Origin of the sequence: Promicromonospora sp. NPDC023987 (assembly GCF_040639055.1) — a bacterium.
Taxonomy (GTDB): Bacteria; Actinomycetota; Actinomycetes; order Actinomycetales; family Cellulomonadaceae; genus Promicromonospora.
In genome coordinates this window covers 1-23,558 of sequence record NZ_JBEZZF010000021.1, presented here as the reverse complement: position 1 = coordinate 23,558, position 23,558 = coordinate 1, and the positions used below count along the sequence as shown (strand labels likewise).

Here is a 23,558-nt window from a genome sequence, read left to right as displayed (position 1 = left end):
TGCGGCGGCGAGCCGCCGGAGCCCTCGTGACCGCATCGCTGGCCATCGCCCTCGGCACCGGCTGCACCGCGTCCGACGACGGCGCGCCCGCCCCCCACATGTCCGGCGTCGTGACCTCCACGCTGCGCATCGGCCTCACCGAGTGGAGCATCGAGACCGGCGGTGCCGTACCCGCGGCCGGCGAAGTCGCCGTGCTGGTCACGAACACCGGCGCCATGGGCCACGACCTCGTCGTCGAGGGCGAGCGCGGCACCTGGCGGACGCCGGTCCTCGACCCGGGAGAGCAGCACGAGCTCACCGTCACCGCCGTCGCCGGTGAGACCCTCGGCCTGATCTGCGGCGTCTCCGGACACCACGCCGCAGGCATGAGCGCCGAGCTCGACGTCGCGGAGGAGCGGTGACCCGCCGGGCACCGGCAGCCGCCCTGACGATCGTGGCCGGTGTCGCGCTGGTCGCCGCGACGCTCGCCGCCGTCGGAGGGCTCTGGGTCGGCGGCATGGCCGATCCCCTGCTCCGCGACCCGGGCGCACTCGTCCGGTGGGGTCTGCCGCTGGCCGAGGTGGTCGCGCGGCTGGCAGCGACAGTGACCATCGGCGGGCTGGCCGTCGCGACCGTCGTCCTGGCGCCGGCGGCGGCCGGGCCGGCCGTGCGAGCCGCCGCGGTCGCCGCCGTTGTGTGGGCAGTCGCTCAGGGGGCATGCCTGCCGCTGACCGCGCGCACCGTCGTCGGCTCCGCCACCGCGGCTGACGGCACACCCGCCGTCGCCGTGCTCCTCAGCACGTCCCTCGGGTCGTCGCTGCTCTGGGCCACTGCTCTGGCCGCGGCCACGGCCGTCGTCCTGCTGATCGCCCCCGGCACAGGCCGCGTGCCCCTCGCCCTCGGGACCGCGCTGGTGGCGCTGGTCCCGGTGGCGGCATCCGGGCACGCGGGCAGCCACGGGCCGGGGCACGGCGCCGCCTCCGCGCTGTGGCTCCACCTAGGTGCCGTCACGATCTGGACCGGCGGACTCCTGGTGCTGGTCGCGCTCGCGTACGCGCCGGGGGCGGGCTCTGGCGGCGCCTCGCTGGCCGCGGTCCGCCGGTTCTCCCGGGTCGCCGGCTGGTGCTACGCCATCGTGGCCGCGTCCGGCGTGCTCGCGGTGCTGCAGCTGTCCCCGTCACCCGCCGCGCTCCTGGCGACCGGCTGGGGCGTCCTGCTCGCGACGAAGGCCGCGCTCTTCGCCGGGCTCGGCGTCGCGGGGTGGGCTCACCGCCGGGTAGTGATCACGCGAGCCGCCCTGAGCGGCGCGCGCCCCCTCGCCCGGCTCGCGCTCGGCGAGGTGGTCGTGCTGGCGGCGACCGTCGGGCTCGGCGTCGCGCTCGCCTCCTCGGCGCCCCCGCCCACGGCAGCGGGCGACGGCGCGCTGCCGCCGCTGACCGTATCGACCGCCCTGACCACGTGGCGCCCGGAGCCGGTTCTTGTCGTCGTGTCCATCGCCGGTCTCGTGACCTATCTGCGCTGGGTGGCACGGCTGGCGCGGCGCGGCGACCGGTGGCCGGCCGGCCGCGTGCTCGCCTGGGTCGGCGCGATGGCCCTCCTGCTCTGGGTCACCAGCGGGGGCCCCGCGGCGTACGGCCACGTGCTGATCAGCGCGCACATGGTGCAGCACATGGTGCTGGTCACCGCGCTACCGGTGCTTGCAGCGCTGGCGTCGCCGGTGACGCTCGCGCTGCGCGCGCTGCCGACCACGACGGACGGCCCGCGCGGGCCACGTGAATGGCTGCTCGCGGTGCTCGGCAGCAGAGCCGCCCACGTCCTGCTGCACCCGGTGGTCGCGACGGCCAACGTGGTGGTCAGCATGGCCCTCTTCTATGCGACGCCGCTGTTCGAGCTGAGCCTGACCAACGGCGTCGTGCACCTGTGGGCGGTGCTGCACTTCGGTCTGGCCGGCTACGCGTTCACCACGATCCTCATCGGCACCGACCCCGTGCCGCACCGGCCGCCGTACCCGATGCGGCTGCTCATGCTCGCGCCGGCCATGGTGTTCCACACCGTGCTCGGGCTCACCCTGGTCACCAGCTCGCAGATGCTGCTCGCCGCCTCCGTGCTGGCGCAGTCCCGACCGGACTGGCTCACCGACCCGGTGACCGACCAGCAGGCCGCCGGAGCACTCGTGTGGGCGCTCGGCGAGGTACCGGCTCTGGGGCTGGCCCTCCTGATCGCGGCCCGCTGGGCGGCGGCCGACGAACGCGACCAACGCAGAGCCGCCCGTCGAGCGGCGGCCCCGTCCACATAGCTCGAGATGGATCGTGTGGATCAGCCACCGAGCAGGCTCAGTGCGAGCCTGACCGACAGCGCGACCACGGAGAGCAGCCCGATGACGCCGATCAGGTTCTGCCACCAGCGGTTGCGCATCTCCCCCATCAGGCCGCGCCGGTTCGCCATCACGATGATCAGCGTCGCCAGCACGGGCGCGACGAACACGGTGAACGCCTGGGCGGTGACGATGAGCTGAACCGGTGCCGCCTGGAAGATCAGCGTGATCACGACACCGAACGCGAAGATGACCGCGCTGATGACCCTGGCGGCCTTCGAGCTCGACGAGGCCCCGCGGCCCAGCCCGTCGGAGAGCATGGTGCCGCCGGCTGTCGCGTTGGCGATCATGGACGAGAACGCCGCTCCGAAGAAGCCGAGCGCGAAGATGGTGGAGCCGATGGGCCCGGCGAGCGGTTCGAACACGCCGGCCAGGTCGACGATGGTCGCCGCCGACTCGCCGGTCTTGCCGAGGACGGCGGCCGCGACGACGATCACGAGGGCGGTCATGACGCCAGGGGCGACGATGCCGGGGATGGTGTCGACGATCGTGGCGTCCCGGTAGTCGCCCTCGGTCCGGCCGCGTTCCTTGGTGCCGTAGGCCGTGTAGAACGCGGCGTTGATGCTGAAGTTCGTGCCGACGAGAGCGACGACCAGCAGCCAAGCGTCGGCCGGCACCGCGGGTACCAGGCCGGATGCCGCCGCGGCCCAGTCCGGGCGGGCGACGATCGCGCTCACGACGAAGGCGATCGCCATGAGCGCGACGATCACGACGAGCACCTTCTCGATGGCGCGGTAGACGTTGCGCAGCAGCAGGAGCGCGGCGACGGCGATGGAGCAGACCACCGTCCACAGCACGGGGCTGCCGCCGAACAGCATGGACAGCCCGAGCCCTGAGCCGACGGCGTTGCCGACCGAGAAGCAGAGCGAGATCAGGAACACGCCGGCACCGGCGATGACGCCCACCGGTTCGCCGAGGTGGTCCTTGATGGAGGCGATGAGCGACACCGGAGACTTGATACCCAGGCGCACGCACATGTCGGTCAGGAAGATCATCAGCACGGTGGAGACGACGATCACCCAGATCAGCGTGTACTGGTAGGTGCCACCGGCCTGTACTGCGGTCGTGAGGTTGCCCGGTCCGAACTGCCAGGCGCCCGCGACGAACGCCGGGCCGATCAGAAGCAGCTGCTGCCAGAAGGTACGCCGCGTACTGCGGCACTCGGCGGCGGCCTGCACGGCACCCGGCGGATCGCCGCCGGGCCCGGCTTTCGGAGCTGATGCGTGATGGATGGTGCTGCGCTCGCCCATGGCGGGCCTCCTTCGTTGGAGTGCGTGTACTCGGCGCGCGTCTTCATCGACCATATGTTCTGCACAGGTCGCGCCGGGTCCGGCGGGGTGCGTTCCGCGGCGAACGCACCCCACCAGCGGGTGAGGCTTAAGCCGCGACGACCGCTCGGCCGATGTCCGCAGCGGAGAACGCTGCCGCGATCTCCGCCTCGGCGCCGTCGGGCAGCGGCAGCAGCGGTGTCCGCACCGTGGCGTGGTCGAGGATGCCGCGGTTGACCAGGCCCCACTTGAGGGCGACGGTCCCCTCCATGTGCGAGCCGCGGTGGTAGACGTTCTTCGTCACCGGCAGGAGCCGCTCGTGGATGGCGTGAGCGCGCGGGTAGTCCTGCGCCTTGCCCGCCTCGATCAGCTCGACGAGCAGCTCGGGTGCGACGTTGCCGTAGCCGACGAGCAGCCCGTCGACGTCGAACATGGTCGGCAGCAGGTACTCGTCGTGGCACGACAGGATCTGCAGCTCCGGGTAGGCGGCGCGCAGCGCGGGAATCTCGGTGTACCAGCGGCGCATGTTGCGCACGCCGTTCTTGGTCGCGAACACGCCGTCCTGGCCGGCGATCTCCAGCTGGGTGTCGAGGTCGTAGGTGGCCTTGGTGTTGTCCGGGTACTGGAAGAGGATCAGCGGCAGCCCGCTCTCCTCGTAGATCGCCTGGTAGCGGGTCTGCGGGGCGCCCTTCTGATAGCCGAAGCGCAGCCAGCCGTGCGAGGGGTAGACCAGCCCGGCCGCTGCTCCGGCGTCCACGGCGCGCCCTGCCTCGAGCGCGGCGACCTTGTTGCCCTCGCCGGTGATACCCGCGACCACCGGGATCCGGCCGTCGGTCGACTCCACGAACGCGCGGATGACGGCGAGCTGCTCGTCGACGGTGAGGAACGTGCCCTCCCCCGCGTGGCCGAGCACCACGAGGCTCTTGACCCCGTCGATCGAACCGAGCCAGCCGCCGAGCCGGTGGATCGCGTCGAAGTCGACGTCGCCGTCGGGCGTGAACGGGGTGACGGGTGCGGGGCTCAGCCCGCGGAGGTCGAGCGTCATTGCGGTTCTCCTCTGCATCGTGCTGCACATCGACCCGCTTCAGCGCGGGAACGTTCTCGGGAACGTTTGCAACAACGATTGCAAGTATGCTGACGACCCTAGGCTGAGTCAAGATCGATCCGCACGCAGAACGCAGCGGACGTCACGCGACCGACGCAGGAGGAGATGTTCGATGGGCGCTCGCATCGACCGTCAGGCAGTGACTCTGCGTGACGTCGCAGAGGCGGCCGGGGTCAGCGTGTCGACGGCCAGCCGTGTGCTCGACGACCGCAACTCCCGCTCCCGGTCAGCGACAGCCGAGCGGGTACGAGGTGTCGCCGACGAGCTCGGGTACCGGAGAAATGCCGTCGCGGCCAACCTGCGGCGTGGCGCGACCGGGACCATCGGGGTCCTGGTCCCCCGTCTCACGGACGCCGTCATGGCGCAGATGTTCGAAGCCATCGAGAGGGCAGCACGACAGCGGGGGCACTTCGCCGTCGTCGCCACCTGCGGCGACGAACCCGACGAGGAGCGTCGCGCCACCGAGACCCTCCTGGACCGCAACGTCGACGGCGTCCTGCTGGCCACCGCCCGGATCGACGACGCCCTGCCGGCGTCGCTTCGCGAGCGCGAGGTCCGCCACGTGCTCGTGCTGCGGACCGACGGCGTCAGCCCGTCCTCGCTCGGCGACGACGAGACCGGCGGCTACCTCGCCGTCCGGCACCTGGTCGACCTCGGGCACCAGGAGATCGCCGTCGTCACCGGCCCGTGGTTCACCTCCAGCGGTCAGGACCGACGAACCGGCGCCGAACGCGCCCTCGCCGAGGCAGGGCTCACCATCGGTGCGGAACGGATCCTGTCCGTCGGCTACGGCATCGACGACGGCATCCGCAGCGGACACGCGCTCCTGGACCGCACCGACCGCCCGACCGCGATCTTCGCCGCCAACGACAACCTCGCCATCGGGGTGCTCAGCGCCGCACACTCGCTCGGGCTCGAACCAGGGCGCGACGTCTCGATCGTCGGCTACAACGACATACCGCTCGCCGCACGCCTACCGGTGCCGCTCACCTCGGTCCACACCCCGTTCGAGCAGATCGCGACGACCGCGCTCGAGATGCTCCTCGTCGACACGAGCCCGAGCACGCCGTTGCGACGCGCGCTACCGACCCTCATCCCACGCGCCTCCACGACTCGCGCCTGAGGCGGCACGGGTTCGGTCCTCTGAATGGCCGGGCCTGTCGGTGTTGTTCGGCGTCCGCGCCGGCCCGGTGCGCCGGGTCACCATCCACACCACCACGGTCGTGAGGACGATGACTACGGCGGGTCCGAGAGTCGCCGCCGCCTCCCCGACGCCTGCCGAGCGATCGGCCAGGACGGAGAAGTCCTGCTGCAGCGCAGCTTCGAGCACGAACGTCAGCGTGTTGATTCCGGCGTGCAGCACCACCGCGACCTCGAGTCCGCCGGTGCGCCAGGTGATCAACGCGGTCCCGACGGCGAAGACGAGGTAGTGGACGTTCAACCACACGTCGGTCGAGACGTGGATGGCCGCGAAGACCACACTCGAGACCAGGACGCCGACGACGAGGCCCGCCCGCGCCCCGCGCGCCCATCCTCCGGCGACCCTGAAGACCAGACCGCGGTACCCGTACTCCTCGCCGGCGGCCTGGAGCGGGGTGAGCAACAGCGTGGCGAGGATGAACCAGAGCACGTCCGTGTTCGGCCAGGGGGTGCCCTCCGGCACCGGCGCGAGGTAGAGGACGCCCAGGAGAATGATCCACGCGGGAAGGATGAGAACGAGCGCCCGCCCGAAGATGTCGAACCGGAATCGCGAGATCACCGAGTGCAGTGACGGCCCCCTCACTCCGTAGAGCCAGCGCTGGATGAGCATGCTCCACGGGATGAGGAACGCGACGGAGGCCAGGCCGGCGGCGTGGATCAGAGGCGAGTACGCCGGGCCGCCGTCGGTGCCGATCGCGTCGTCCAGTGCTGTCGCAGCGGCTGTGAGGGCGATGCTGAAGATCAGCAGGCCACCGATCAGGAGCACGATCGCGAGGACTCCTCGACCGATGCGACGTTTCTCCCCGGCGAGCACCCGGTGGTACTCGACCTCGGGCGGGATGGTGTTCGTGCGGTGGTTCATGGGTTGGGATTCCATTCGAGATCGAAGCGAGAAGTAGGCGCTCAACGTGCGTTGACGATCCGGTTCGCCTCCCGCGTCGCCCGCACGAGGTCACGTGCGACGTTGTGGGCACGATGGAGAACATCCAGCTGCGCGGGGTTGCACGGGGCTCGAGCGGCCTCGGCCGTCGTCCGCGAGGTGCTGTGGTAGCTGTTCGACAGGTGCGTGGCAGGGGCTTCCGGCCACGGCCGGTCGACGAGATGCTGCGCGAGCTTCGTCGCGAGCCTGGTCACCAGTCGGCGTCGGTCTACTTCATCCGCGTCAGGTGCCAGACGGTCCAGTGCAGCACCGAGGCCGTCAGTACCGGATTCGGCGAGCTTCTGGATCTCGGCCAACGCGAGCGCGCCATACGGCTGCGTGTGGACGTGGACCGTCGACCTTTCCGACTCCGACGACCGAGCTGCGGGGGAATCAAGGTCGGCGGTGACGACCGCGGGGAGGCTGTCCCGCAGGATGCCCGCGATGTCGGCACGCGCCTGCCCCAACCGTTCGATGGTCTCCCGCAGCGTGCGGTCGAGCTCGCGAAGCGTGTCCGGCGTGCCTTCCGTGCAGACGATCACGTCACTGATCTGTGACAGGGGAACACCCAGGTCCACCAGGCGCCGGATTCGCAGAAGGCTCACGAGGTGCTGAACCTCGTACTGCTTGTACCCGTTGTAGCGGCGCTCCGGCTCCTCGAGCAGGCCGATCCGATGGTAATGACGGAGGGTGTTCACCGTCGTACCCGCCAGCTCCGCTACTTCGCGTGTACTCCACGGCATGTCAAAGCTCGCTCACGACGGTGAGCCGACCGCCGTCGCCGGGATCCGGCGCCGGAATCATCGCCTCCGGATCCACGAGGACGACCTCGTGACCGTCCAGTGTGAGTCGGCGTGCGACCTCCAGAAGCATTCGCCTCGCCACGTCGTCGATCGAATGCACCAGAGAGACGTCGAGAACCACCCGGGGTTCCGAAGGCGCGCTCTCCAGGACCTCGCGAACGATTCTCTCGGCTCCGGCGAAGCGGATCCCGCCCTGCAGCCGGAAGATGCGGGTCATCCCTTCCGCGCCCGCGCGGACGCGGTTGGAACGCACGACCGCACGCGCTGCGGGTGGAACCTCCATCACGTGCAGCCCCATGTCAGACGAGAATCGCTCGAACAACGACACACCGCGAACGCTGTTCCCGTGCGCGTCCAGCCGAGGCGAGAAGGTAGCGATGCCGAGCTGGCCGGGCAGGGCGCCGATCAGCCCTCCGGCCACGCCGCTCTTCGCAGGTATGCCGACCTGGGTCGCCCAGTCCCCTGCCGCGTCGTACATCCCACAGGTGGCCATGACGCTCAGGACCTGGCGCACCACGGCCTGGTCGACCACCTGCTCGTTCGAGAGCGGATTCACTCCCCGGTTGGCCAGCGTCGCGGCCATCATCGCCAGATCTCGTGCGGTGACCAGCACCGAGCACTGGCGAACGTAGCCCTCCACCACGGCCCTCGGATCCTCGGTGAGGATGCCGTGGCTGCGCAGCATGTGCGCGATGGCGAGATTGCGGTGCGCGTTCTCCATCTCCGAGGCGCACACCATCTCATCGACCTTCAGCTGACGGCCGGCGAACGCCGAGAGCCCCTGAACGACGCGCTCGACGCGCTCGGCCGGTCTCAGGCCCTCTGCACCGGCGAGCGAGTGAGTGGTGATCGCGCCGGCGTTGATCATCGGATTGCGGGGACGTCCTGTATCGCTCTCGAGGGAGATCTCGTTGAACGCCTCCCCCGATGGCTCGACCCCGACCCTGGCGAGCACCGGATCGAATCCTCGATCAGAGAGGGCCAAGGCATACGTGAACGGCTTCGAGATCGATTGGATCGTGAACTCGACATCGCTGTCACCGGCGCCGTAGACCTCGCCGTCGACGGTGGCAAAAACTGCACCTAGGCGCTCGGGGTCGGCCAAGGCGAGCTCGGGGATGTAGCCTGCCGGCTCTCCGGAGGCAACCGCCTCCACATCTCCGAGCGCCTCATTCAGGTAGTCGGGAACGATAGACCGCATTCATCCTCCTCATAACGGTTCGCCCACCCGCATTCATGAACAGCTCGACCGGACTCGACGGCGCGCGCCGAAGCCTCCCGGAGGTGTGACACGACGCTATGGCGGCCGACCGGCGGGCGTCCAAGACTTGTCTCGACGCCGGACGATAGAGTCTGTCTATCGATCTCAGCCCCCGCCTCCTGCGCTACTTCCTGGCCGTCGCCGAAGAGCTCCACTTCGGCCGCGCAGCCATGCGCCTCTACATCTCCCAGCCGTCCCTGAGTCATCAGGTCCGCAAGCTCGAGGAGAGCTTGGAGACCCCGCTCTTCGTCCGCTCGAGCCGTCGGGTGCAGCTCACCGCCGCGGGCCGGACTCTCGTTCAGGAGGCGCCGAGAGCGCTGGCCGCGCTGGAGCAGGCCGCGCGGCTCACCCGGTTGGCCGGGTCAGGGATCGCTACGACGATCCGGCTGGGCTATACCCCGGTCGCGAACTTCGGCACGTTCACGGTGCTCCTGGACGCGCTCCAGGAAGAGCACCCCGACTTCGTGTTCGACGCTCGAGAGACCTTCAGCGCCGAGATCCCCGAACGGCTCTGCGCCGGCGACCTCGACATCGGCCTCGCCCTCTCACCGCAGCCCCACGACGGGGTAGACGGCGAGATCCTGCGCCGGGAGGCCGTCTCCGCGCTCCTGAGCAGCCGTCACCGCCTCGCTGTGGCACCGAAGACCCCACTGGCGGACCTGCGCGACGAGACGCTGCTGCTGTTTCCCCGCCGTCTCGCCCCGGCCTACTACGACGGCATCATCGCCGCGTGCCACGAGGTGGGCTTCTCACCCGAGATCTGCGCGTTCGAGGACCCGCCGGTGAACGCCATGCTCGCCCGGCTCTCCAGCGGACGCGAGGTCGGGCTGGCCCCCGCGTCCTTCGCCGAGCACGCCGCGAAGGCCAGCACCAGCGTCACCGCTCGCGACGTCGTCGATCCGCAGATCGCCGCAGACCTCTCGGTGCTGTGGCCCACGAACGACATGTCGCCCGCCATCGCGAGCGTCCTGGCCACCGCACGACGATGTGCCGAACGCCACGGGTGGCTGCGCGGTCCCACGATGTAGCGGGACGCCGAGCACCGAGCTCCGCGAGCGGATCACCGGGCTTGACCATGTCCTGGCAACACAGTGTCGAATCGGTGTCATGGACGATCAGAACCACCAAGAAGTCACCGTTCGCGACAACCCCGAGAGGGGTCGCTTCGACGTACTGGTCGAGGAGACCCACGCCGGGTTCTCCATGTACAAGGACGTCGAGGCGGCACCGGCAGGACAGCGCATCTTCTACCACACAGTGGTCTTCGACGAGTTCGAGGGTCGGGGTCTCGCGAGCATCCTGACGCGCACTGCTCTGAGCACCAGCGTCCAGGCGGGACACCGCATCGTGGCCGTCTGCCCCTACGTCAAGAAGTGGCTCACCACGCACCACGACTTCGACGAAGCAACCGACGCCGCGAGCGCGGAGCATCTCAAGGCTCTGCGCTGAACGTCAGCGCGAGGCTCAGGTCGCCCGGGCACGGAGCTGAATCGGCACGGAATCGAATAGACACGAGATGGAGCGATCCAGATGAGCAACGGGGAAGCCGTTTCAGATGCGGTCAGGTGCGGGGTCCCGGTCGAGAGCCCGGCGGGTGTTCAGGTCCTCCCGGCTCGTGAGGTGCCGATGGGCGGACCACGAGCCTTGGACGTTCGACGCACGCTTCCGCAGCGGGCACGGACGCTGATCGGTGCCTGGTGCTTCGCCGACCACTACGGACCGATCGACGTCCCGGCGATCGGCGGCATGGACCTGCCGCCGCATCCGCACACAGGCCTCCAGACCGTGAGCTGGCTCTTCAGCGGCGACATCGAGCACCGCGACAGCCTCGGCACGCATGCGCCCATCCGGACAGGCGAGCTGAATCTGATGACCGGTGGCCACGGAATTGCCCACTCCGAGGTCTCCACTGCCGACACCATGGTTCTCCACGGTGTCCAGCTGTGGGTCGCACTGCCGGAGGCGGACCGGGAAGCGACGCGCGACTTCCAGCACCACGTGCCGGAGCCTGTGCAGATCGACGGGGCCGAGCTCCGAGTCTTCCTCGGTTCGCTGGGCGGTGAGACGTCTCCGGTGCGGACGTTCACGCCGCTGCTCGGCGCACAGATCGACGTCGAGCCGCACACCACGGTCACGCTCTCCGTCGATCCCGGCTTCGAGCACGGCCTGCTCGTCGACGCGGGGGACGTCCTCCTGGACGACGCAGCGATCCGCCCGGCGGAGCTCGGCTACGTGCCGTCGGGCGTCGAGACCCTCACGATCACGAACCGTTCGGACGGCCCAGCGCGCACCATCCTGCTGGGCGGCCCGCCGTTCGAGGAGGAGATCGTCATGTGGTGGAACTTCATCGCCCGCGACCACGACGAGATCGTGCGGGCCCGCGAGGACTGGGAGGCCGCCTCCGACCGCTTCGGCGTCGTCGAGGGCTATGCCGGACGACGCCTCCCGGCGCCGGCGCTGCCCGACGTCGTCATCACACCACGGCGCAATCCGCCGCGGCGCACCGATCAGGCGAGCGCATGACGTGACGGGCAGGACGTAGGTGATCCCATGCCCGTGCTGCACCGCGATCGAGCAGGCCGTCCGTAGGCTGGGGTGGTGTCTGGACTTCTCACGCTCGTTCTCGCGGTCTCCGGTGTTGTGCTCGCGCGTCGTGATCCGCGGCGGCTCTTGCCAGGGGTGCTGCTCACCCTCGCGGCGACGTCCTTCGTGGCCTGGGCGGTGGGGCTGGTGCTCGAGCTCGGTGCCACGCTCGCGGGGCTCGATGAGCAGGCAAGGAATCTGGTCGGTGGGCTGCTCCTGCTCGTGGTGCCACTTGTGGCCGGTCTTGCACTCGGCGTCGCGCTCGTTGTCAATGGTGTGACGATGCTGCGACGTGAGCGGCGGTCGCCGGCGAACATGCTCTCGCTGCTCGCGGGTGTCGCTGTGCTCGGTGTGATCGCGCTCGGCGTGCTTGCGGTCAGCACGGGTTGGATCGAGCTGGCGGGTGTGCTGCTCCTCCTCATGGCGCCGATCGCGTACCTCGGTCCGGCGTTCGCCGCGTTCCTTGGCTGGTCGCTCGTCTACGCCCGGCTCGCACGACGCGCACCCGCTCCTGCGGCCGTCGTGGTGCTCGGGTCGGGGCTCGTCCAGGGTCGGGTACCACCGCTGCTTGCTCAGCGTGTGGCGCTCGGCGTCGACGTTCAGCGCAGGGAGCTCACGTCGGTGCTCGTACTCTCAGGCGGCCAGGGGGCGGACGAGCCGCGCAGCGAGGGGGAAGCAATGGCCCAGCACGCGAGAGAGATCGGCGCCCCTGCCGAGCGCATGCTCGTCGAGAGCGCTTCGACGACGACCGGGGCGAACCTCAGGCTCTCGCGAACGCTGCTCGCCGAGTCGGGCATAGAGGGCTCGGTGCTGGCCGTCACCAACGACTATCACGCGTTCCGGGCGGCCACGCTCCTGCGCAAGCTCGGCATCACCGGGCATGCGATCGGCGCACGCACCGCACGCTATTACCTACCGAGCGCGCTGCTACGGGAGTTCATAGCGCTGCTGCGTGAGCACTCCGTGCTCAACGCGATCGCGCTCGGAGTGCTCATGTTGCCGTTCGTGATGTACGTCGTCCTCTCGCTCGGCCGGCTCATGGGCGGTATATAGGCCTGCGTCGTCGAGCGGCCTGCCGAGGGCGACTCGGCTCGTGGTAGGCGGCGCGGCGCGTGACCATCGGAACCAGCGGTGCCCGGGCATCGGGCTCGCAACAGCCATCAGAGCTACGGGATCACCGCGGTGCCGCCGGGTGCGGCCGGATCCGGCAGGACATCGGCCCGTCCGTAGCCGCCGAGCTTTTCCAGCGCGAAGTCGAGCAGGGCCGAGGCGCGGGGCGTGAGGTTCATGTCCTCGGGCCAGATTCCCACCACGTGGGAGACCGTGACGGGCGGGTCGAGCGGCCGGACGACCACCGGTCGGCCTTCGAGGCTCATCGGGAGCGCGTTGGGGCGCGACATGAGCAGGCCGTACCCGAGGCCGCGGCCCACGAGCGCTTCGACGAGGCCGATCTCGGTGACCCGAGCTGCGACCGTGGGTTCGAGACCGCGCGCGGCGAACGCATCCGTGACGTTGACGGTGCCAGGGGTCGCGTCGAACTGGATGTAGGGCTCGCCGGCGAGATCCGGTAGATCCAGCGTGCCGGCCGTCGCAAGCGGGTGGTCCGGATGCAGGTGGACCTCGAGCTCGGTCCCGTAGATCTTGCGGCGACGGTACCCGATCGGCAGAGACACGTCGTACACCAGAGCCACGTCGAGGCGACCCGCCTCGAGCGCCGAGAGCAGCTCTTCGTTGGTGCTCACCATGATTTCGATGTGCACCCCCGGATACCGCTTCGGAAAGCCCTCGAGGAGCTCGGGGACCACGTTCGTGGCGAAGGTCGAGTAGCAGCCGAGCTTCACGGGTCCCCGCAGCTCCTGCCCACGACCGGCACCCAGAACCAGTTCCTGCGTGTCGGCGACGATCTGGCGGGCCTGCCTGGCGAACTGCTGTCCGGTCGGCGTCAGCGTGAGACCCCGCGCCTTGCGGCGCACGCACAGCTGCTCTCCCACCGCATGCTCGAGGCTCGTGACGGCCTGGGACAGCGCGGACTCCGAGATGTGCAGATGGGCCGCCGCCGCGCTGAGGGTGGTGAAGTTCGGCAAGGCCGCGAACAGCTCGAGCTGCCGCAGGCTCACGTCGGCCATGGCCACCTCCTTCTCGGATCACTTCTTCAGTGCAGCCGAACTATATCTTCAAATTACTGTGATTTACATGCAGAGGTGGACCTCGCAACACTGGGCGAACGGCTTTCCCACCCCTCCTGCCGGAGGGACGACAATGACGTTAGGGACGCACCATGAGCTCCTCGCCTGCCGCAGGCAATCCCACCTCCCAACGCCGGATCGCCTTCGCGACGATCATCGGCACCACCATCGAGTGGTACGACTTCTTCATCTATGCGACGAGCGCCGGGCTCGTGTTCGCCCAGCTCTTCTTCCAGCCCGCCGGTGAGGACGTCGCACTCCTGCTCTCCCTGGCGACGGTAGGTATCTCCTTCCTCTTCCGCCCGCTCGGCGCATTCCTCGCCGGGCACTTCGGCGACATCATCGGGCGGCGGACGATGCTGGTCAGCACGCTCGTCCTCATGGGCGCGGCGACGACCCTCATCGGTGTCCTGCCCGCCTTCGCCCAGATCGGCATCGCGGCGCCGATCCTCCTCCTGCTGCTGCGCATCCTCCAGGGCCTCTCCGCCGGCGGCGAATGGGGCGGGGCGGTACTGATGGCCGTCGAGCACGCCCCAGCCAACCGGCGCGGCCGCGCCGGTTCCTGGCCGCAGCTCGGCGTCCCGCTCGGCTTCCTGCTCGCGTCGGGCATGACCGCTCTCATGACCGGGGTCATCTCCCCGGGTGAGGAGTACCTCCAGTGGGGGTGGCGCGTGCCCTTCCTCGTGAGCGTCGTCCTCATCGTCGTCGGCTTCGTCATCCGCCGTTCGGTCGAGGAGAGCCCGGTCTTCACCGAGATGGCCGAGCGCGGCAAGCAGACGCACGCCCCGATCGTGGCGCTGTTCAAGCACCACTGGCCCCTCGTGGTCCTCGCGGCCCTCGTGTTCGTGGGCAACAGCACGCTCGGCTATATGACCACGGGCGGCTTCCTCAACAACTACGCGATCGCCGAGCAGCACCTGGACACCACCGCGGTCCTCGTCGCGGCGGTCGTCGCGGCGGTGGTGTGGTTCTTCTCGACGCTCCTCGCGGGCGTCCTGGCGGATGCGATCGGCCGGCGAAACACGTTCCTCATCGGCTTCGGCCTGCAGGCCGTCGTGGTCTTCCCCATCTTCTGGCTCGTCGACACCGGAGGGCTGCCCGGGCTCTACGCCGCGCTGTTCCTCATCTCGACCGGGCTGGGCCTCACCTACGGCCCGCTGGCCGCGTGGTACTCGGAGATCTTCCCGGCCTCGATGCGCTTCTCGGGGGTGTCGGTGACCTACGCGATCGGAGCGGTCCTCGGCGGGGCGTTCGCCCCCATGATCTCGCAGATGCTGCTGGACGCCACGGGCACCACGGTCGCGGTCTCGTGCTACCTCCTCCTGACCACCCTCCTCGGAGCGGTGGCGACGCTGTGTCTGCGCGACCGCACCGGGATCCCGCTCGGTCCTGACCACGAGGCCGAACAGGCGAGCGGGGCCACGGTGTTCGCGCCGCGGGAAGCCGACGACGACCTGGCGGAGAAGCGATAGAGAAATGCACGTATTGCGCAGTTCAGTCAAGGAGGAGCAATGGTAGACAGCACCACCAGAATCGCGGTCATCGGCGGAGGGATGGGCGGGCTCACCGCAGCGATCGCGCTGACGCGGATCGCCGGGGTCCACGTCACCGTGTTCGAGCAGGCCGACAAGCTGGGCGAGGTGGGCGCTGGCGTCACCGTCGCACCGAACGCCCAGCGCGTGCTCGACCAGCTCGGCGTGCTCAAACCCGTCAGACATGCGGGAGCGGTCCCGGACGGGCACGGTGTCTACCAGGACGCCATGGGCAATCTCGTCACCGACGCGGCCTGGGAGGATTCGGCGCGGCAGTACCAGAACATCGGAATGTACCGACCGGACCTCATCGAGGTTCTGGCTCGAGAAGTCGATCCGGAGACCATCCGTCTCGGCCACCGGTTGGCGTCGGTGCGGACGCTGGACACCGGTGTCCGCGTCGAGTTCGAGAACGGCACGCACGAGGACTTCGATGCCGTGGTGGGAGCGGACGGCATCCACTCAGTGGTGCGGAAAGCGGTGGATCAACATCCGGAGCCCGTCTACTCCGGCTACATCGTCTATCGCGGTGTCGTCGACGCGTCTCGCCTGCCTGAGGACTGGCCCATGATCAGCCAGGTCTGGATGGGCAACAACAGGCACTTCATGTGCTACCCGCTGCAGCAGCGCAAGCTGTTCAACTTCGTCGCCGGCATCCCCAGCGACCGGCCCCTCAACGGACCCTGGTCCGGCCCGGCCGAAGTCGGCGAGCTCGCCGCCGAGTTCGCGGGTGATGGTTGGGACCCGCGGCTCCATCGCTTCATCGGGGCCATCGAGAAGACCTTCTGGTGGGGCCTGTTCGACCACGAGCCACTCACCAACTGGTCGCGCGGACCGATCACGCTCCTCGGCGACGCCGCGCACACCATGCTGCCCCACCAGGGTCAGGGGGTGAACCAGGCGATCGAGGACAGCATGGCCCTTGCCACGTTCCTGAAGGCGGCCAACGGCGTCTCTGGCATCCCCGAGGCGTTCAGGCGCTACACCTCGGTTCGCATGCAGCGCACAGCGATCCTGCAGCACGGATCACGTCGAGCCGGCGCCATGTTCGATGCGCAGTACGAGTTCATGAACCTCGAGAAGCGCGACGCCGACCTACGCGTCGGTCGGGACTTCCGCCGAAGCGCGGTGTTCGACTACGACGCGCTGAAAGTCGCCGAGAAGGCGCTCAATCGATTCCGGAGGAGCTCGTTCGCATGACATCGATCAGCATTATCGGAAGCGGAAAGATGGGCTCGGCGATCACCGAGGTCGCGGCACGAGCCGGAGCGAGCATTCAGATCATCAGGCGCAGCACCGCGAGCTCTTCGGGCGAACGTTCGGATGTCGCGTACGGGGCGATCGGCGACAAGCTTACCGGCGACCTCGTCGTGCTCGCGGTTCCATATGGCGCGTACCCGAGCATCCTCGAGCACTACCGAGATCAGCTCGGCGACAAGGTCGTCATCGACATCAGCAACGCCATCGACTTCAGCACCTACGACGAGCTGCAGGTGCCGGCCGACTCCTCCACTGCCGCCGAGCTCGCCAAGCTGCTCCCCGCGGGTGCGGCAGTCGTGAAGGCGTTCAACGTCAATCTCGGCGACACGCTCACCAGCGGCACGAACGGCACCACGACCACGACCGTCCTGTTCGCCGGGGACTACGCCGAGGCGAAGATCGCGGTTGCCGACCTCATCGAGGCGGCAGGGCTCCGGGCGGTCGACGTCGGCCCGCTGTCGCGCGCGAGGGAGCTCGAGGCGATGGGCTTTCTCCAGATCATGCTGTCGGCGCTCGGGAAGACGCGCCAGGAGTCGGGATTCACGCTGCTGCCGTGAGCGGCGGTGGGTGATCGCTCCGTGTGGCGGCGCACGCTCTGGCGCCGCCACGCTCACCAGGTGACCGGCAGCTCGTGGGGGCCGTAGGTCACCATCTCGTCCCGAAACCTGATCTGTTCCATCGGCACGGCCAGCTTCAGGCCGGGTAGCCGACGCAGGAGCGTGGGCAGGGCGATCTCCAGCTCGGCACGGGCCAGGTTCTGTCCGAGGCACTGGTGCACGCCGTAGCCGAAGGCGAGGTGCCCGCGAGTGTTGCGGTCGATGTCGAGGGTGTCCGGATCGGTGAAGATCGCTTCGTCACGGTTGCCCGAGGGGAGGTTGGCGACGATCAGGTCCCCTGCGCGGATCAGCTGCCCGCCGACGGTGACGTCCTCGGCCGCCACCCGCATGATCTGGTCCTGGGCGATGGTCGTGTAGCGCAACAGCTCTTCGACCGCGTTCTTGATCACGGCCGGGTCCTCGGTGTCCCGGATCCGGGTCAGCTGTTCAGGGTCCTGGAGCAGGACGAGGGTGGACAGGCTGATCATGTTGGACGTGGTCTCGTGCCCGGCGATCAGCAGGAGCACCCCGTTCATGGCTGCCATCTCCCGGCTGAGCTGACCGGTCTGGACCCGCTCGGTGACCAGCCTGCTGAGGAGGTCGTCGGCTGGCTCGCGCTCCTTGCGCTCCACCAGCTCGCCCAGATAGCCGAGCAGCTCGCCCAGGACTGCATCCCGCTCCTGCTTCGTGATGCGCGTGTCGAGCAGCGCGCCGCCCTTGTCCTGGAAGAAGCCGTGATCGGCGTAGGGCACTCCGAGCAGCAGCGAGATCACGAGCGAAGGGATGGGCAGCGCGTAGTCGCGGACGAGGTCCGCGGAGCTCCCCTTGCTGATCATGGTCTCGAGGATGTCGTCCACCAGCCCCTGGATGTGCGGACGCATCTGCTGCACGCGCTTTACGCTGAAGTCCCTCGTCAGCATCATGCGCAGGCGGGCGTGCTCCGGGTCGTCCATCCCGGGAAAGGCCGCCGGCGACCCTTCGTCCTCCGGGAGGGCCGCGCTGATCCGCGGATCGCTCAGGACCGTCCGCACGTCCTCGAACCGGCTCGCCGCCCAGACCAGCTCGCCCTTCCGCTCGACTCGCTGCAGCCCGTCCTTCGCACGCCAGTCCGTGTACTCCGAAGGGGGCGCGAACGGGCAGCGGGCCTCGCGCTTGCCGGGGAAGGCCGGCAGATCTGTCGTGTTGTCGGTGGCTGTCTGGTTGCTCATGACTGCTCCTTGTCCATGGATGGTGCTCTGAAGTTCATCGATGATGCTGAGTCCGCTCGGCGGGCGTGCGCCGTCACGCGACCGCCAGAGTGGCGACCGCCTCGCCCCACTCCACGCCGGCGGCGACGAGCGCACGCCAGGGACGTAGCGCCTTCGGTGACATACCGACCGCAAGCACGCCGGTCAGCCGCTCCCCGCGTCGGTAGGCGACGAGGAAGCTGCCGCCCTCCGTGTCGCCGGCCACGACGACGGCCTCGTCGTGGCCGCGCAGGTACCCATGGGCCTGGATCCGCATGCCGTATTGGTCGGACCAGAAGTACGGCACAGGAGCGAAAGGTCTACGGTCCTCGGGGTGGAGCAGGTTGCGGGCGACCGCGATGCCTTGCTCGGCGGCGTTGGTACGGTGCTCGACCCGCATCGAGGTGCCGAACAGCGGGTTGTGCCAGCGAGCCACGTCCCCGACCCCGTACACGCCGGGCGCGGCCGCACTGAACTCGTCGCACACCAGCCCGTCCTCGATGGTCAGGCCACTGCCCGCCAGCCACTCGGTGTTGGGCAGGGAGCCTATGGCCACGAGCACGTCGTCGGCCGGGAGCACGGTGCCGCCGGCCAGCTCCACACCGCGAACCTCGCCCTGCTCGGCAACGATCCCCACGACAGAGACGTCCGTGCGTAGACCGACCCCGTGATCTGTGTGGAGCCGGGCCAGGAAGCGACCGGCCTCGTCGCCGACGGCCAGCGCGAGCGGGACCGGAGCTGATTCCAGCATGGTCACGGCCACCCCGAGCCCACGAGCGACGGCGGCCACCTCGGCGCCCAGGAACCCGGCTCCGACGATCACCAGGCGCCGCCCCGGCAGCAGCCGAGCCTTCAATGTCCACGCGTCCTCCAGGCCGCGCAGCGAGTGCACCCCGGTCACCGCTTCGCTGCCCGCCAGGCGGCGGGGCCGGACACCGGTCGCGACGACGAGCCCGTCGTACGGCACGGAGGTGCGGTCAGCGAGCCGCACGGCCCGCTCGACCGGATCCAGTCCGGTGGCCGTCGCACCGAGACGCAGGTCCAGGTGCAAGCGGCCAAGATCCTCCCGCCCACGGAGCGCCAGCCTGTCCGGCCCCCACTCCCCGGTCAGGATCTGCTTCGACAGCGGGGGCCGATCGTACGGGGGGTCGTGCTCGTCCCCGACGAGCGTGATCTCGCCCTCGTACGCCGCCCCGCGTAGCGCTTCCGCGACGGCGAGGCCGCCCGCCGAGGCACCGATGATCGCGACCCTGTTCACGCGGGCACCAGGCGAATCGCCGCAGCCGGGCAAGCCATCGCCGACTCGCTGACCACGTCACGCTGCTCCTCGCCGGGCGCCTCGTCGAGCAGGACGACCACTCCGTCCTCGTCGCGCTGGTCGAAGACGTCGGGCGCGATCATCGCGCACTGCCCGGCGGCGACACACCTGTGAACGTCGACTTCCACCTTCATGGCAACCTCACCTCATCCGATAGTCGGGCTATCACTTCGTCGTGCCGCTCACCATACAGCACAAGCGATAGGCTCGCTATCGTTTGCTTGCTATAATCGATCCATGACGAGCGAATCCCCGCGACGGATGCGTGCTGACGCGGAGCGCAACGTGGAGCGGATCCTGCGCGCCGCGCGGGAGACCTTCGCCGCCAGCGGCCCCGATGCGCCGCTGGACGAGATCGCCCGGCGTGCCGGCGTGGGCATCGCCACCCTGTACCGCCGGTTCTCCGACCGGGACGAGCTCGTGCGGGCCGCCATCGAGCAGAGCGTGGCGGAGATGGTCTCGCCGGCCACCGAGCAGGCCCTCGACGACGAGGACCCGCTGCGCGGGCTGACCACCCTGCTGAACGCCGCCATGTCGGTAGCCGCCCGTGAGCGAAACACTCTCGCCGCCGCAAAGGACTTCCGGGCCGCCACAGGCGAGATCTCCGACCGGCTCTTCGGGACGGCCGCCCTGCTCACCCGCAGAGGTCAGGCAGCCGGCCTGATCCGCGCCGACCTCGTACCCGGCGACGTCGCGACGATCATGGGCATGATCACCAGCGCGCTGTGGACGACGAACCCCGACGACGACGGCTGGCGACGCTACGTCGTGCTCGCCCTGGACGCCCTGAGACCGGAGGGCGCCAGCCCTCTGCCGCCCGCGCGGCCATTGCCACGGAGCCGGTCCGGGTGGCGTTGGCCTCTGCCCACCGACTGACCGTGGGGCTCAGCTGAGCCAGCGGTCTCGATGCGCTGCCACGAACTCGTCGTCGTGCAGCTCGGGGTAGGCGGCGATGACCCGGCTGATCTCCTCGGACTGGCCCGGGGACAAGCTCTCGCGTTCATCGAGACACCACGTGCCGGCGAGCAAGCCCTGCCGCCGCAGCACCTCATGGATGCCGGGCACGCAGCCGGCGAAGCGGTTCGCGACGTCGAAGATCGCGCCGTTGGCGTCGGTGAGCACCGGCGCGAGGCGGGCGAGATCGCCACGCTCGGCATGATCGCCTGCCTGCGCGCGGCGAGCTCGGGCGTGTACGGACACGGCCTGCCGGGTCCAGACGGCCCACTGTCCGAGCAGTCCGCCGACGATCGGTAGCGCGACGGGCGACTCGTCGGGGCCGCGTCCCGGGAGCCGGCTCATCAGGTCCACGACGATGCTGTCGTCGTTGCCCGTGTACAGCGCGACGTCGCTCCGGCCACTCGCCGCGACCCCTCGAGCGACCTCGAGGGTCGCGTACCGGTCGAACGGCGCGATCTTCACGCCGATGACGCCCGGGACCTCCGCGAAGCGGCGCCAGAAGCCGGCGCCGAGACGTCGTCCTCCGATGGCTGCCTGGAGGTAGAAGCCGATGACCGGCAGCACCTCGGCGACGCGCACGGCGCGTTCGACGAGCTCGTCGTCCGTGGCGTCCGTCGCTCCGTACGGGGTGAGCAGCACGAAGTCGTACCCGGCCTCGGCGGCGATCCGCGCCTCCGTCACGGCCTGCTCGACGCCGCCCGCCACGCCGGCGACGAGCAGCGGCGCGCCGGCGCCGTACTCGGCCGCCGTGTCGGCCGCGAGCGCGAGCACCGGCGCGAACAGGTCGCGGTGCGTGCTGTGCAGCTCGAACTGGGTGGTGTGCACGCCGACGGCGAGGCCGAGCGACCCGGACTCGATGTAGTAGCGGGACAGCGCACGTTGGCGTCGTTCGTCGAGGCGGCGACCGGCGTCGAGCGCGAGTGGGTGCGCCGGGATGACTCCGCCGTCGCGGAACCTGGTGATGGCGTCGGACATCAGAACTTCCCGTCTCGCTGCTGGAACTTGGTGGGCTTCTCGTGCACCGTCCCGCCGGCGAGCACCCACTCGGCGGTGAGGTCGACGAGCTCGTCCAACGTGGTGTCGGGATAGCCGAACAGGCCGTGGCACCGGCTCGCGTCCGAGAGCAGCGCCGTCGGCGACTCCGCACCCGTGAACTCCACGGGCAGGTGCATCCGTTCGGCGAGGCGCTCGGCGGTGCGCCGGATCGATATGGTCTCGGGCCCCGTGAGGTTGAGCACGAAGGGCGGGACCGAGGCGTGCAGCAGCGAGCGCAGGATGACCTCGTTGGCGTATCCCTGCCACACCACGTTCGCGGCGCCCATGGTCACGTCGACCGGCTGGCCCGACCTGATCATGCGGGCCAGGTCGACGAGCACGCCGTAGCGCATCTCGACCGCGTAGTTCAGCCGGATGAGCGCCGTGGGGGTCGACGTGGCCTCGGACACGTGGGTCAGGATCCGTTCGCGGCCGAGACATGACATCGCGTAGTCACCGACCGGTTGTGGGGCGGTGGCCTCGGTCGCCCCGCCCGACGCGACGGGCGTGAACGGGTAGACGTTGCCGGTCGACAGCCCGACGAGGCGGGAGCCCGCGTACCGCTGGGCGACGCGGCCGGGAAGATAGGTGTTGGTCGCCCAGGTCGCGGCCTCCTGACCGGAGCTGCCGAACTTCGCACCGACGAGGAACACCACGTTCGCGGCCTCCGGGAGTCCGGTCAGCTGCCCGTCGTCGGTGACGTCGGCGGGGATCACCACTGCCCCCGTGGCCTCGGCCGCGGCCCGCGCCTCCGCGGTGGCGAACCGCGAGACGGCCAGCACGCGCGAGTCGGACCCCGCCGCCTCGAGTGCCCTGACGGCCAGGCGGACGAGGCTCGGACCGAGCTTTCCGCCGGCGCCGATCACGAGGAGGTCGCCGTCGAGACGGGAAAGGTCTTCGACGAGCGCGGGGCGTGGCGCGGTCAGCCGATCATCGAGCTGGGCCGGGGTGAGCATCTGCTCCTCCTTCGTCTGGGTCAGGTCCTTCATGGGAGCCAAATCCTGCTGCGGTCAGCGCGGCGGTGAGCGGTGCCAGCGCCATCGCGAAGGCGTCGGCGCGCGCCGGGTCCTGCCCTCGCCACAGCGCGTCGGCGACGGCGGGCAGCCGTGGCAGCAGCAGCGCGTCGCGGGTCTCACGGTCGGGCGCGTACTCGGTCCAGAGCTGCGCCTGCCCGCCGAGGAACCGGTCGGCCACGGTCGAGTCGGCGCCGGGGGGCACCACCTGGAACCGGTGGGCGGTGTCGAGGTCGAGCACGAGGCCGGTACCCCGCCGGGAGTCCGCGCTGGGGCGGTAGTCGAGGTAGGTCTGGGTGTGCGGCGCCCTGATCACCGTCGCCCCCGCGTGCGCCGCGGAGAGGCCTCCGTCGCCGCCCTGCCAGGCGACCGCTATCGCGTCGCGCGACCGCGGCGCACCGTCGTACCAGTACAGCGGGGTGCGGCCGAGGCCGTCGAGGCGTTCGGCCACCTGGTCGATGAACCAGCCGCGCAGATCGTCGGGCTTCGAGGCACCCAGCACGCGCATCCGGGCGCGGGAGTGCACGGCCCATGCGTCCGGTGGGCACTCATCGCCACCCACGTGCACGTACGGGGCCGGGAACTGGTCCGCGACCTCGCCGAACACGTCGCCGAGGAAGGCGAGCACCTCCTCGGACGGGGCGAGGAGGTGCGGTGAGATCCCCCACCGGGTCGCCACCGGGAGGTCCGGCCGGCCGGCGCCGAGCCACGGGTACGCCGCGATCGCCGCCTGCGCGTGACCGGGTAGCTCGATCTCGGGAACGACAGTGATGTGGCGTTCGGCGGCGTGAGCGACGATGCGGCGCACCTCGGTCCGGGTATAGAAGCCGCCGTGCGGGGACCCGTCGTGGACGTGGCCGTGGCCCCAGTCGTCGGGGGCCCCCGGGGCGGCGGCGGGGGGGGCCGCCCCGCGCCCCCCCCCCGACCGGCTCGCGGAGCGGTA

At 69.9% G+C, this 23,558-nt stretch carries 23 protein-coding genes; 11 read left to right on the top strand and 12 right to left on the bottom strand.

From position 1 onward, the window contains the following. Positions 1 to 26 precede the first annotated feature (26 nt). Both AB0F40_RS11965 and AB0F40_RS11960 read left to right on the top strand, forming a co-directional pair. The gene (locus tag AB0F40_RS11965) at positions 27 to 401 is read left to right on the top strand and encodes a hypothetical protein (protein ID WP_357467082.1); all 375 of its coding nucleotides are present in this window, start codon (positions 27 to 29) and stop codon (positions 399 to 401) included. Next, positions 398 to 2,275: a cytochrome c oxidase assembly protein gene (locus AB0F40_RS11960; protein WP_357467080.1), complete on the top strand. Its 1,878-nt coding sequence runs from the start codon at positions 398 to 400 to the stop codon at positions 2,273 to 2,275. Before AB0F40_RS11965 ends, AB0F40_RS11960 begins: the two co-directional genes overlap by 4 nt. Positions 2,276 to 2,295: 20 nt before the next feature. On the opposite strand, the gene AB0F40_RS11955 is transcribed toward AB0F40_RS11960, so the two are convergent. Together AB0F40_RS11955 and AB0F40_RS11950 are read right to left on the bottom strand one after the other, a co-directional pair. After that, positions 2,296 to 3,603 (bottom strand): Nramp family divalent metal transporter, encoded by a 1,308-nt coding sequence (locus tag AB0F40_RS11955; protein WP_357467077.1) that lies wholly within the window; start codon positions 3,601 to 3,603, stop codon positions 2,296 to 2,298. A gap of 127 nt (positions 3,604 to 3,730) precedes the next feature. After that, on the bottom strand, positions 3,731 to 4,666 hold the full coding sequence (locus AB0F40_RS11950; protein WP_357467075.1) for a dihydrodipicolinate synthase family protein: 936 nt from the start codon (positions 4,664 to 4,666) through the stop codon (positions 3,731 to 3,733). Positions 4,667 to 4,838: 172 nt separating this feature from the next. Here AB0F40_RS11950 and AB0F40_RS11945 point away from each other — a divergent pair, with 172 nt between their 5' ends. Then, a complete protein-coding gene (locus tag AB0F40_RS11945; RefSeq protein WP_357467072.1) occupies positions 4,839 to 5,849 on the top strand; it encodes a LacI family DNA-binding transcriptional regulator in 1,011 nt (336 codons plus the stop codon). On the opposite strand, the gene AB0F40_RS11940 is transcribed toward AB0F40_RS11945, so the two are convergent. Genes AB0F40_RS11940 through AB0F40_RS11930 form a run of 3 tightly spaced genes read right to left on the bottom strand, consistent with a single transcriptional unit; the run spans position 5,808 to position 8,849 of the window. After that, positions 5,808 to 6,788, bottom strand: coding sequence for a CPBP family intramembrane glutamic endopeptidase (locus tag AB0F40_RS11940; protein WP_357467070.1), 981 nt, complete (start codon positions 6,786 to 6,788; stop codon positions 5,808 to 5,810). The two genes, AB0F40_RS11945 and AB0F40_RS11940, sit on opposite strands and share 42 nt — an antisense overlap. A gap of 41 nt (positions 6,789 to 6,829) precedes the next feature. Beyond that, the gene (locus AB0F40_RS11935) at positions 6,830 to 7,588 is read right to left on the bottom strand and encodes a MerR family transcriptional regulator (protein ID WP_357467067.1); all 759 of its coding nucleotides are present in this window, start codon (positions 7,586 to 7,588) and stop codon (positions 6,830 to 6,832) included. Position 7,589: 1 nt separating this feature from the next. Further along, complete coding sequence (locus tag AB0F40_RS11930; RefSeq protein WP_357467065.1) at positions 7,590 to 8,849, bottom strand: glutaminase; 1,260 nt, start codon at positions 8,847 to 8,849, stop codon at positions 7,590 to 7,592. 152 nt (positions 8,850 to 9,001) lie between these two features. Between AB0F40_RS11930 and AB0F40_RS11925 the strand changes: the two genes are divergently transcribed. From AB0F40_RS11925 to AB0F40_RS11910, 4 genes are all read left to right on the top strand, one after another. After that, on the top strand, positions 9,002 to 9,937 hold the full coding sequence (locus AB0F40_RS11925; protein ID WP_357467199.1) for a LysR substrate-binding domain-containing protein: 936 nt from the start codon (positions 9,002 to 9,004) through the stop codon (positions 9,935 to 9,937). 79 nt (positions 9,938 to 10,016) lie between these two features. Beyond that, positions 10,017 to 10,358, top strand: a complete 342-nt coding sequence (locus tag AB0F40_RS11920; RefSeq protein WP_357467063.1) for a GNAT family N-acetyltransferase — start codon at positions 10,017 to 10,019, stop codon at positions 10,356 to 10,358. A gap of 195 nt (positions 10,359 to 10,553) precedes the next feature. Continuing rightward, positions 10,554 to 11,432, top strand: coding sequence for a pirin family protein (locus tag AB0F40_RS11915; RefSeq protein WP_357467060.1), 879 nt, complete (start codon positions 10,554 to 10,556; stop codon positions 11,430 to 11,432). Between the two features lie 75 nt (positions 11,433 to 11,507). Continuing rightward, positions 11,508 to 12,545, top strand: a complete 1,038-nt coding sequence (locus AB0F40_RS11910) for a YdcF family protein (protein ID WP_357467058.1) — start codon at positions 11,508 to 11,510, stop codon at positions 12,543 to 12,545. A 113-nt stretch (positions 12,546 to 12,658) separates the two neighbouring features. Here the strand turns inward: AB0F40_RS11910 and AB0F40_RS11905 are convergent, their stop codons facing one another. Further along, positions 12,659 to 13,618 (bottom strand): LysR substrate-binding domain-containing protein, encoded by a 960-nt coding sequence (locus tag AB0F40_RS11905; protein WP_357467055.1) that lies wholly within the window; start codon positions 13,616 to 13,618, stop codon positions 12,659 to 12,661. Positions 13,619 to 13,770: 152 nt separating this feature from the next. Between AB0F40_RS11905 and AB0F40_RS11900 the strand changes: the two genes are divergently transcribed. The 3 genes from AB0F40_RS11900 to AB0F40_RS11890 are packed head-to-tail and all read left to right on the top strand — an operon-like array spanning position 13,771 to position 17,027. Then, positions 13,771 to 15,150: an MFS transporter gene (locus tag AB0F40_RS11900; protein ID WP_357467053.1), complete on the top strand. Its 1,380-nt coding sequence runs from the start codon at positions 13,771 to 13,773 to the stop codon at positions 15,148 to 15,150. A gap of 39 nt (positions 15,151 to 15,189) precedes the next feature. After that, a complete protein-coding gene (locus tag AB0F40_RS11895) occupies positions 15,190 to 16,410 on the top strand; it encodes an FAD-dependent monooxygenase (protein WP_357467049.1) in 1,221 nt (406 codons plus the stop codon). Then, the gene (locus AB0F40_RS11890; RefSeq protein WP_357467046.1) at positions 16,407 to 17,027 is read left to right on the top strand and encodes an NAD(P)-binding domain-containing protein; all 621 of its coding nucleotides are present in this window, start codon (positions 16,407 to 16,409) and stop codon (positions 17,025 to 17,027) included. Before AB0F40_RS11895 ends, AB0F40_RS11890 begins: the two co-directional genes overlap by 4 nt. A gap of 53 nt (positions 17,028 to 17,080) precedes the next feature. Here the strand turns inward: AB0F40_RS11890 and AB0F40_RS11885 are convergent, their stop codons facing one another. The 3 genes from AB0F40_RS11885 to AB0F40_RS11875 form a co-directional block, all read right to left on the bottom strand. Further along, complete coding sequence (locus AB0F40_RS11885) at positions 17,081 to 18,274, bottom strand: cytochrome P450 (protein ID WP_357467043.1); 1,194 nt, start codon at positions 18,272 to 18,274, stop codon at positions 17,081 to 17,083. A 73-nt stretch (positions 18,275 to 18,347) separates the two neighbouring features. Next, the gene (locus AB0F40_RS11880; protein WP_357467041.1) at positions 18,348 to 19,550 is read right to left on the bottom strand and encodes an FAD-dependent oxidoreductase; all 1,203 of its coding nucleotides are present in this window, start codon (positions 19,548 to 19,550) and stop codon (positions 18,348 to 18,350) included. Next, positions 19,547 to 19,744 (bottom strand): ferredoxin, encoded by a 198-nt coding sequence (locus tag AB0F40_RS11875; protein ID WP_357467038.1) that lies wholly within the window; start codon positions 19,742 to 19,744, stop codon positions 19,547 to 19,549. Before AB0F40_RS11875 ends, AB0F40_RS11880 begins: the two co-directional genes overlap by 4 nt. A gap of 103 nt (positions 19,745 to 19,847) precedes the next feature. On the opposite strand from AB0F40_RS11875, the gene AB0F40_RS11870 reads away from it, so the two are divergent. Beyond that, positions 19,848 to 20,486 (top strand): helix-turn-helix domain-containing protein, encoded by a 639-nt coding sequence (locus AB0F40_RS11870; RefSeq protein WP_357467036.1) that lies wholly within the window; start codon positions 19,848 to 19,850, stop codon positions 20,484 to 20,486. Between the two features lie 9 nt (positions 20,487 to 20,495). Here AB0F40_RS11870 and AB0F40_RS11865 read toward each other — a convergent pair whose 3' ends face one another. The 3 genes from AB0F40_RS11865 to AB0F40_RS11855 all read right to left on the bottom strand — a co-directional run. After that, positions 20,496 to 21,542 carry a dihydrodipicolinate synthase family protein gene (locus AB0F40_RS11865; protein ID WP_357467033.1) on the bottom strand — a complete coding sequence of 349 codons (1,047 nt, stop codon included), beginning with the start codon at positions 21,540 to 21,542 and terminating at the stop codon, positions 20,496 to 20,498. Continuing rightward, positions 21,542 to 22,591, bottom strand: a complete 1,050-nt coding sequence (locus AB0F40_RS11860; RefSeq protein WP_357467030.1) for an epimerase — start codon at positions 22,589 to 22,591, stop codon at positions 21,542 to 21,544. Before AB0F40_RS11860 ends, AB0F40_RS11865 begins: the two co-directional genes overlap by 1 nt. Further along, positions 22,533 to 23,558: family 20 glycosylhydrolase (locus tag AB0F40_RS11855; protein ID WP_357467027.1), on the bottom strand; the 1,026-nt coding region annotated here is incomplete at its 5' end. The genes AB0F40_RS11860 and AB0F40_RS11855, both read right to left, overlap by 59 nt.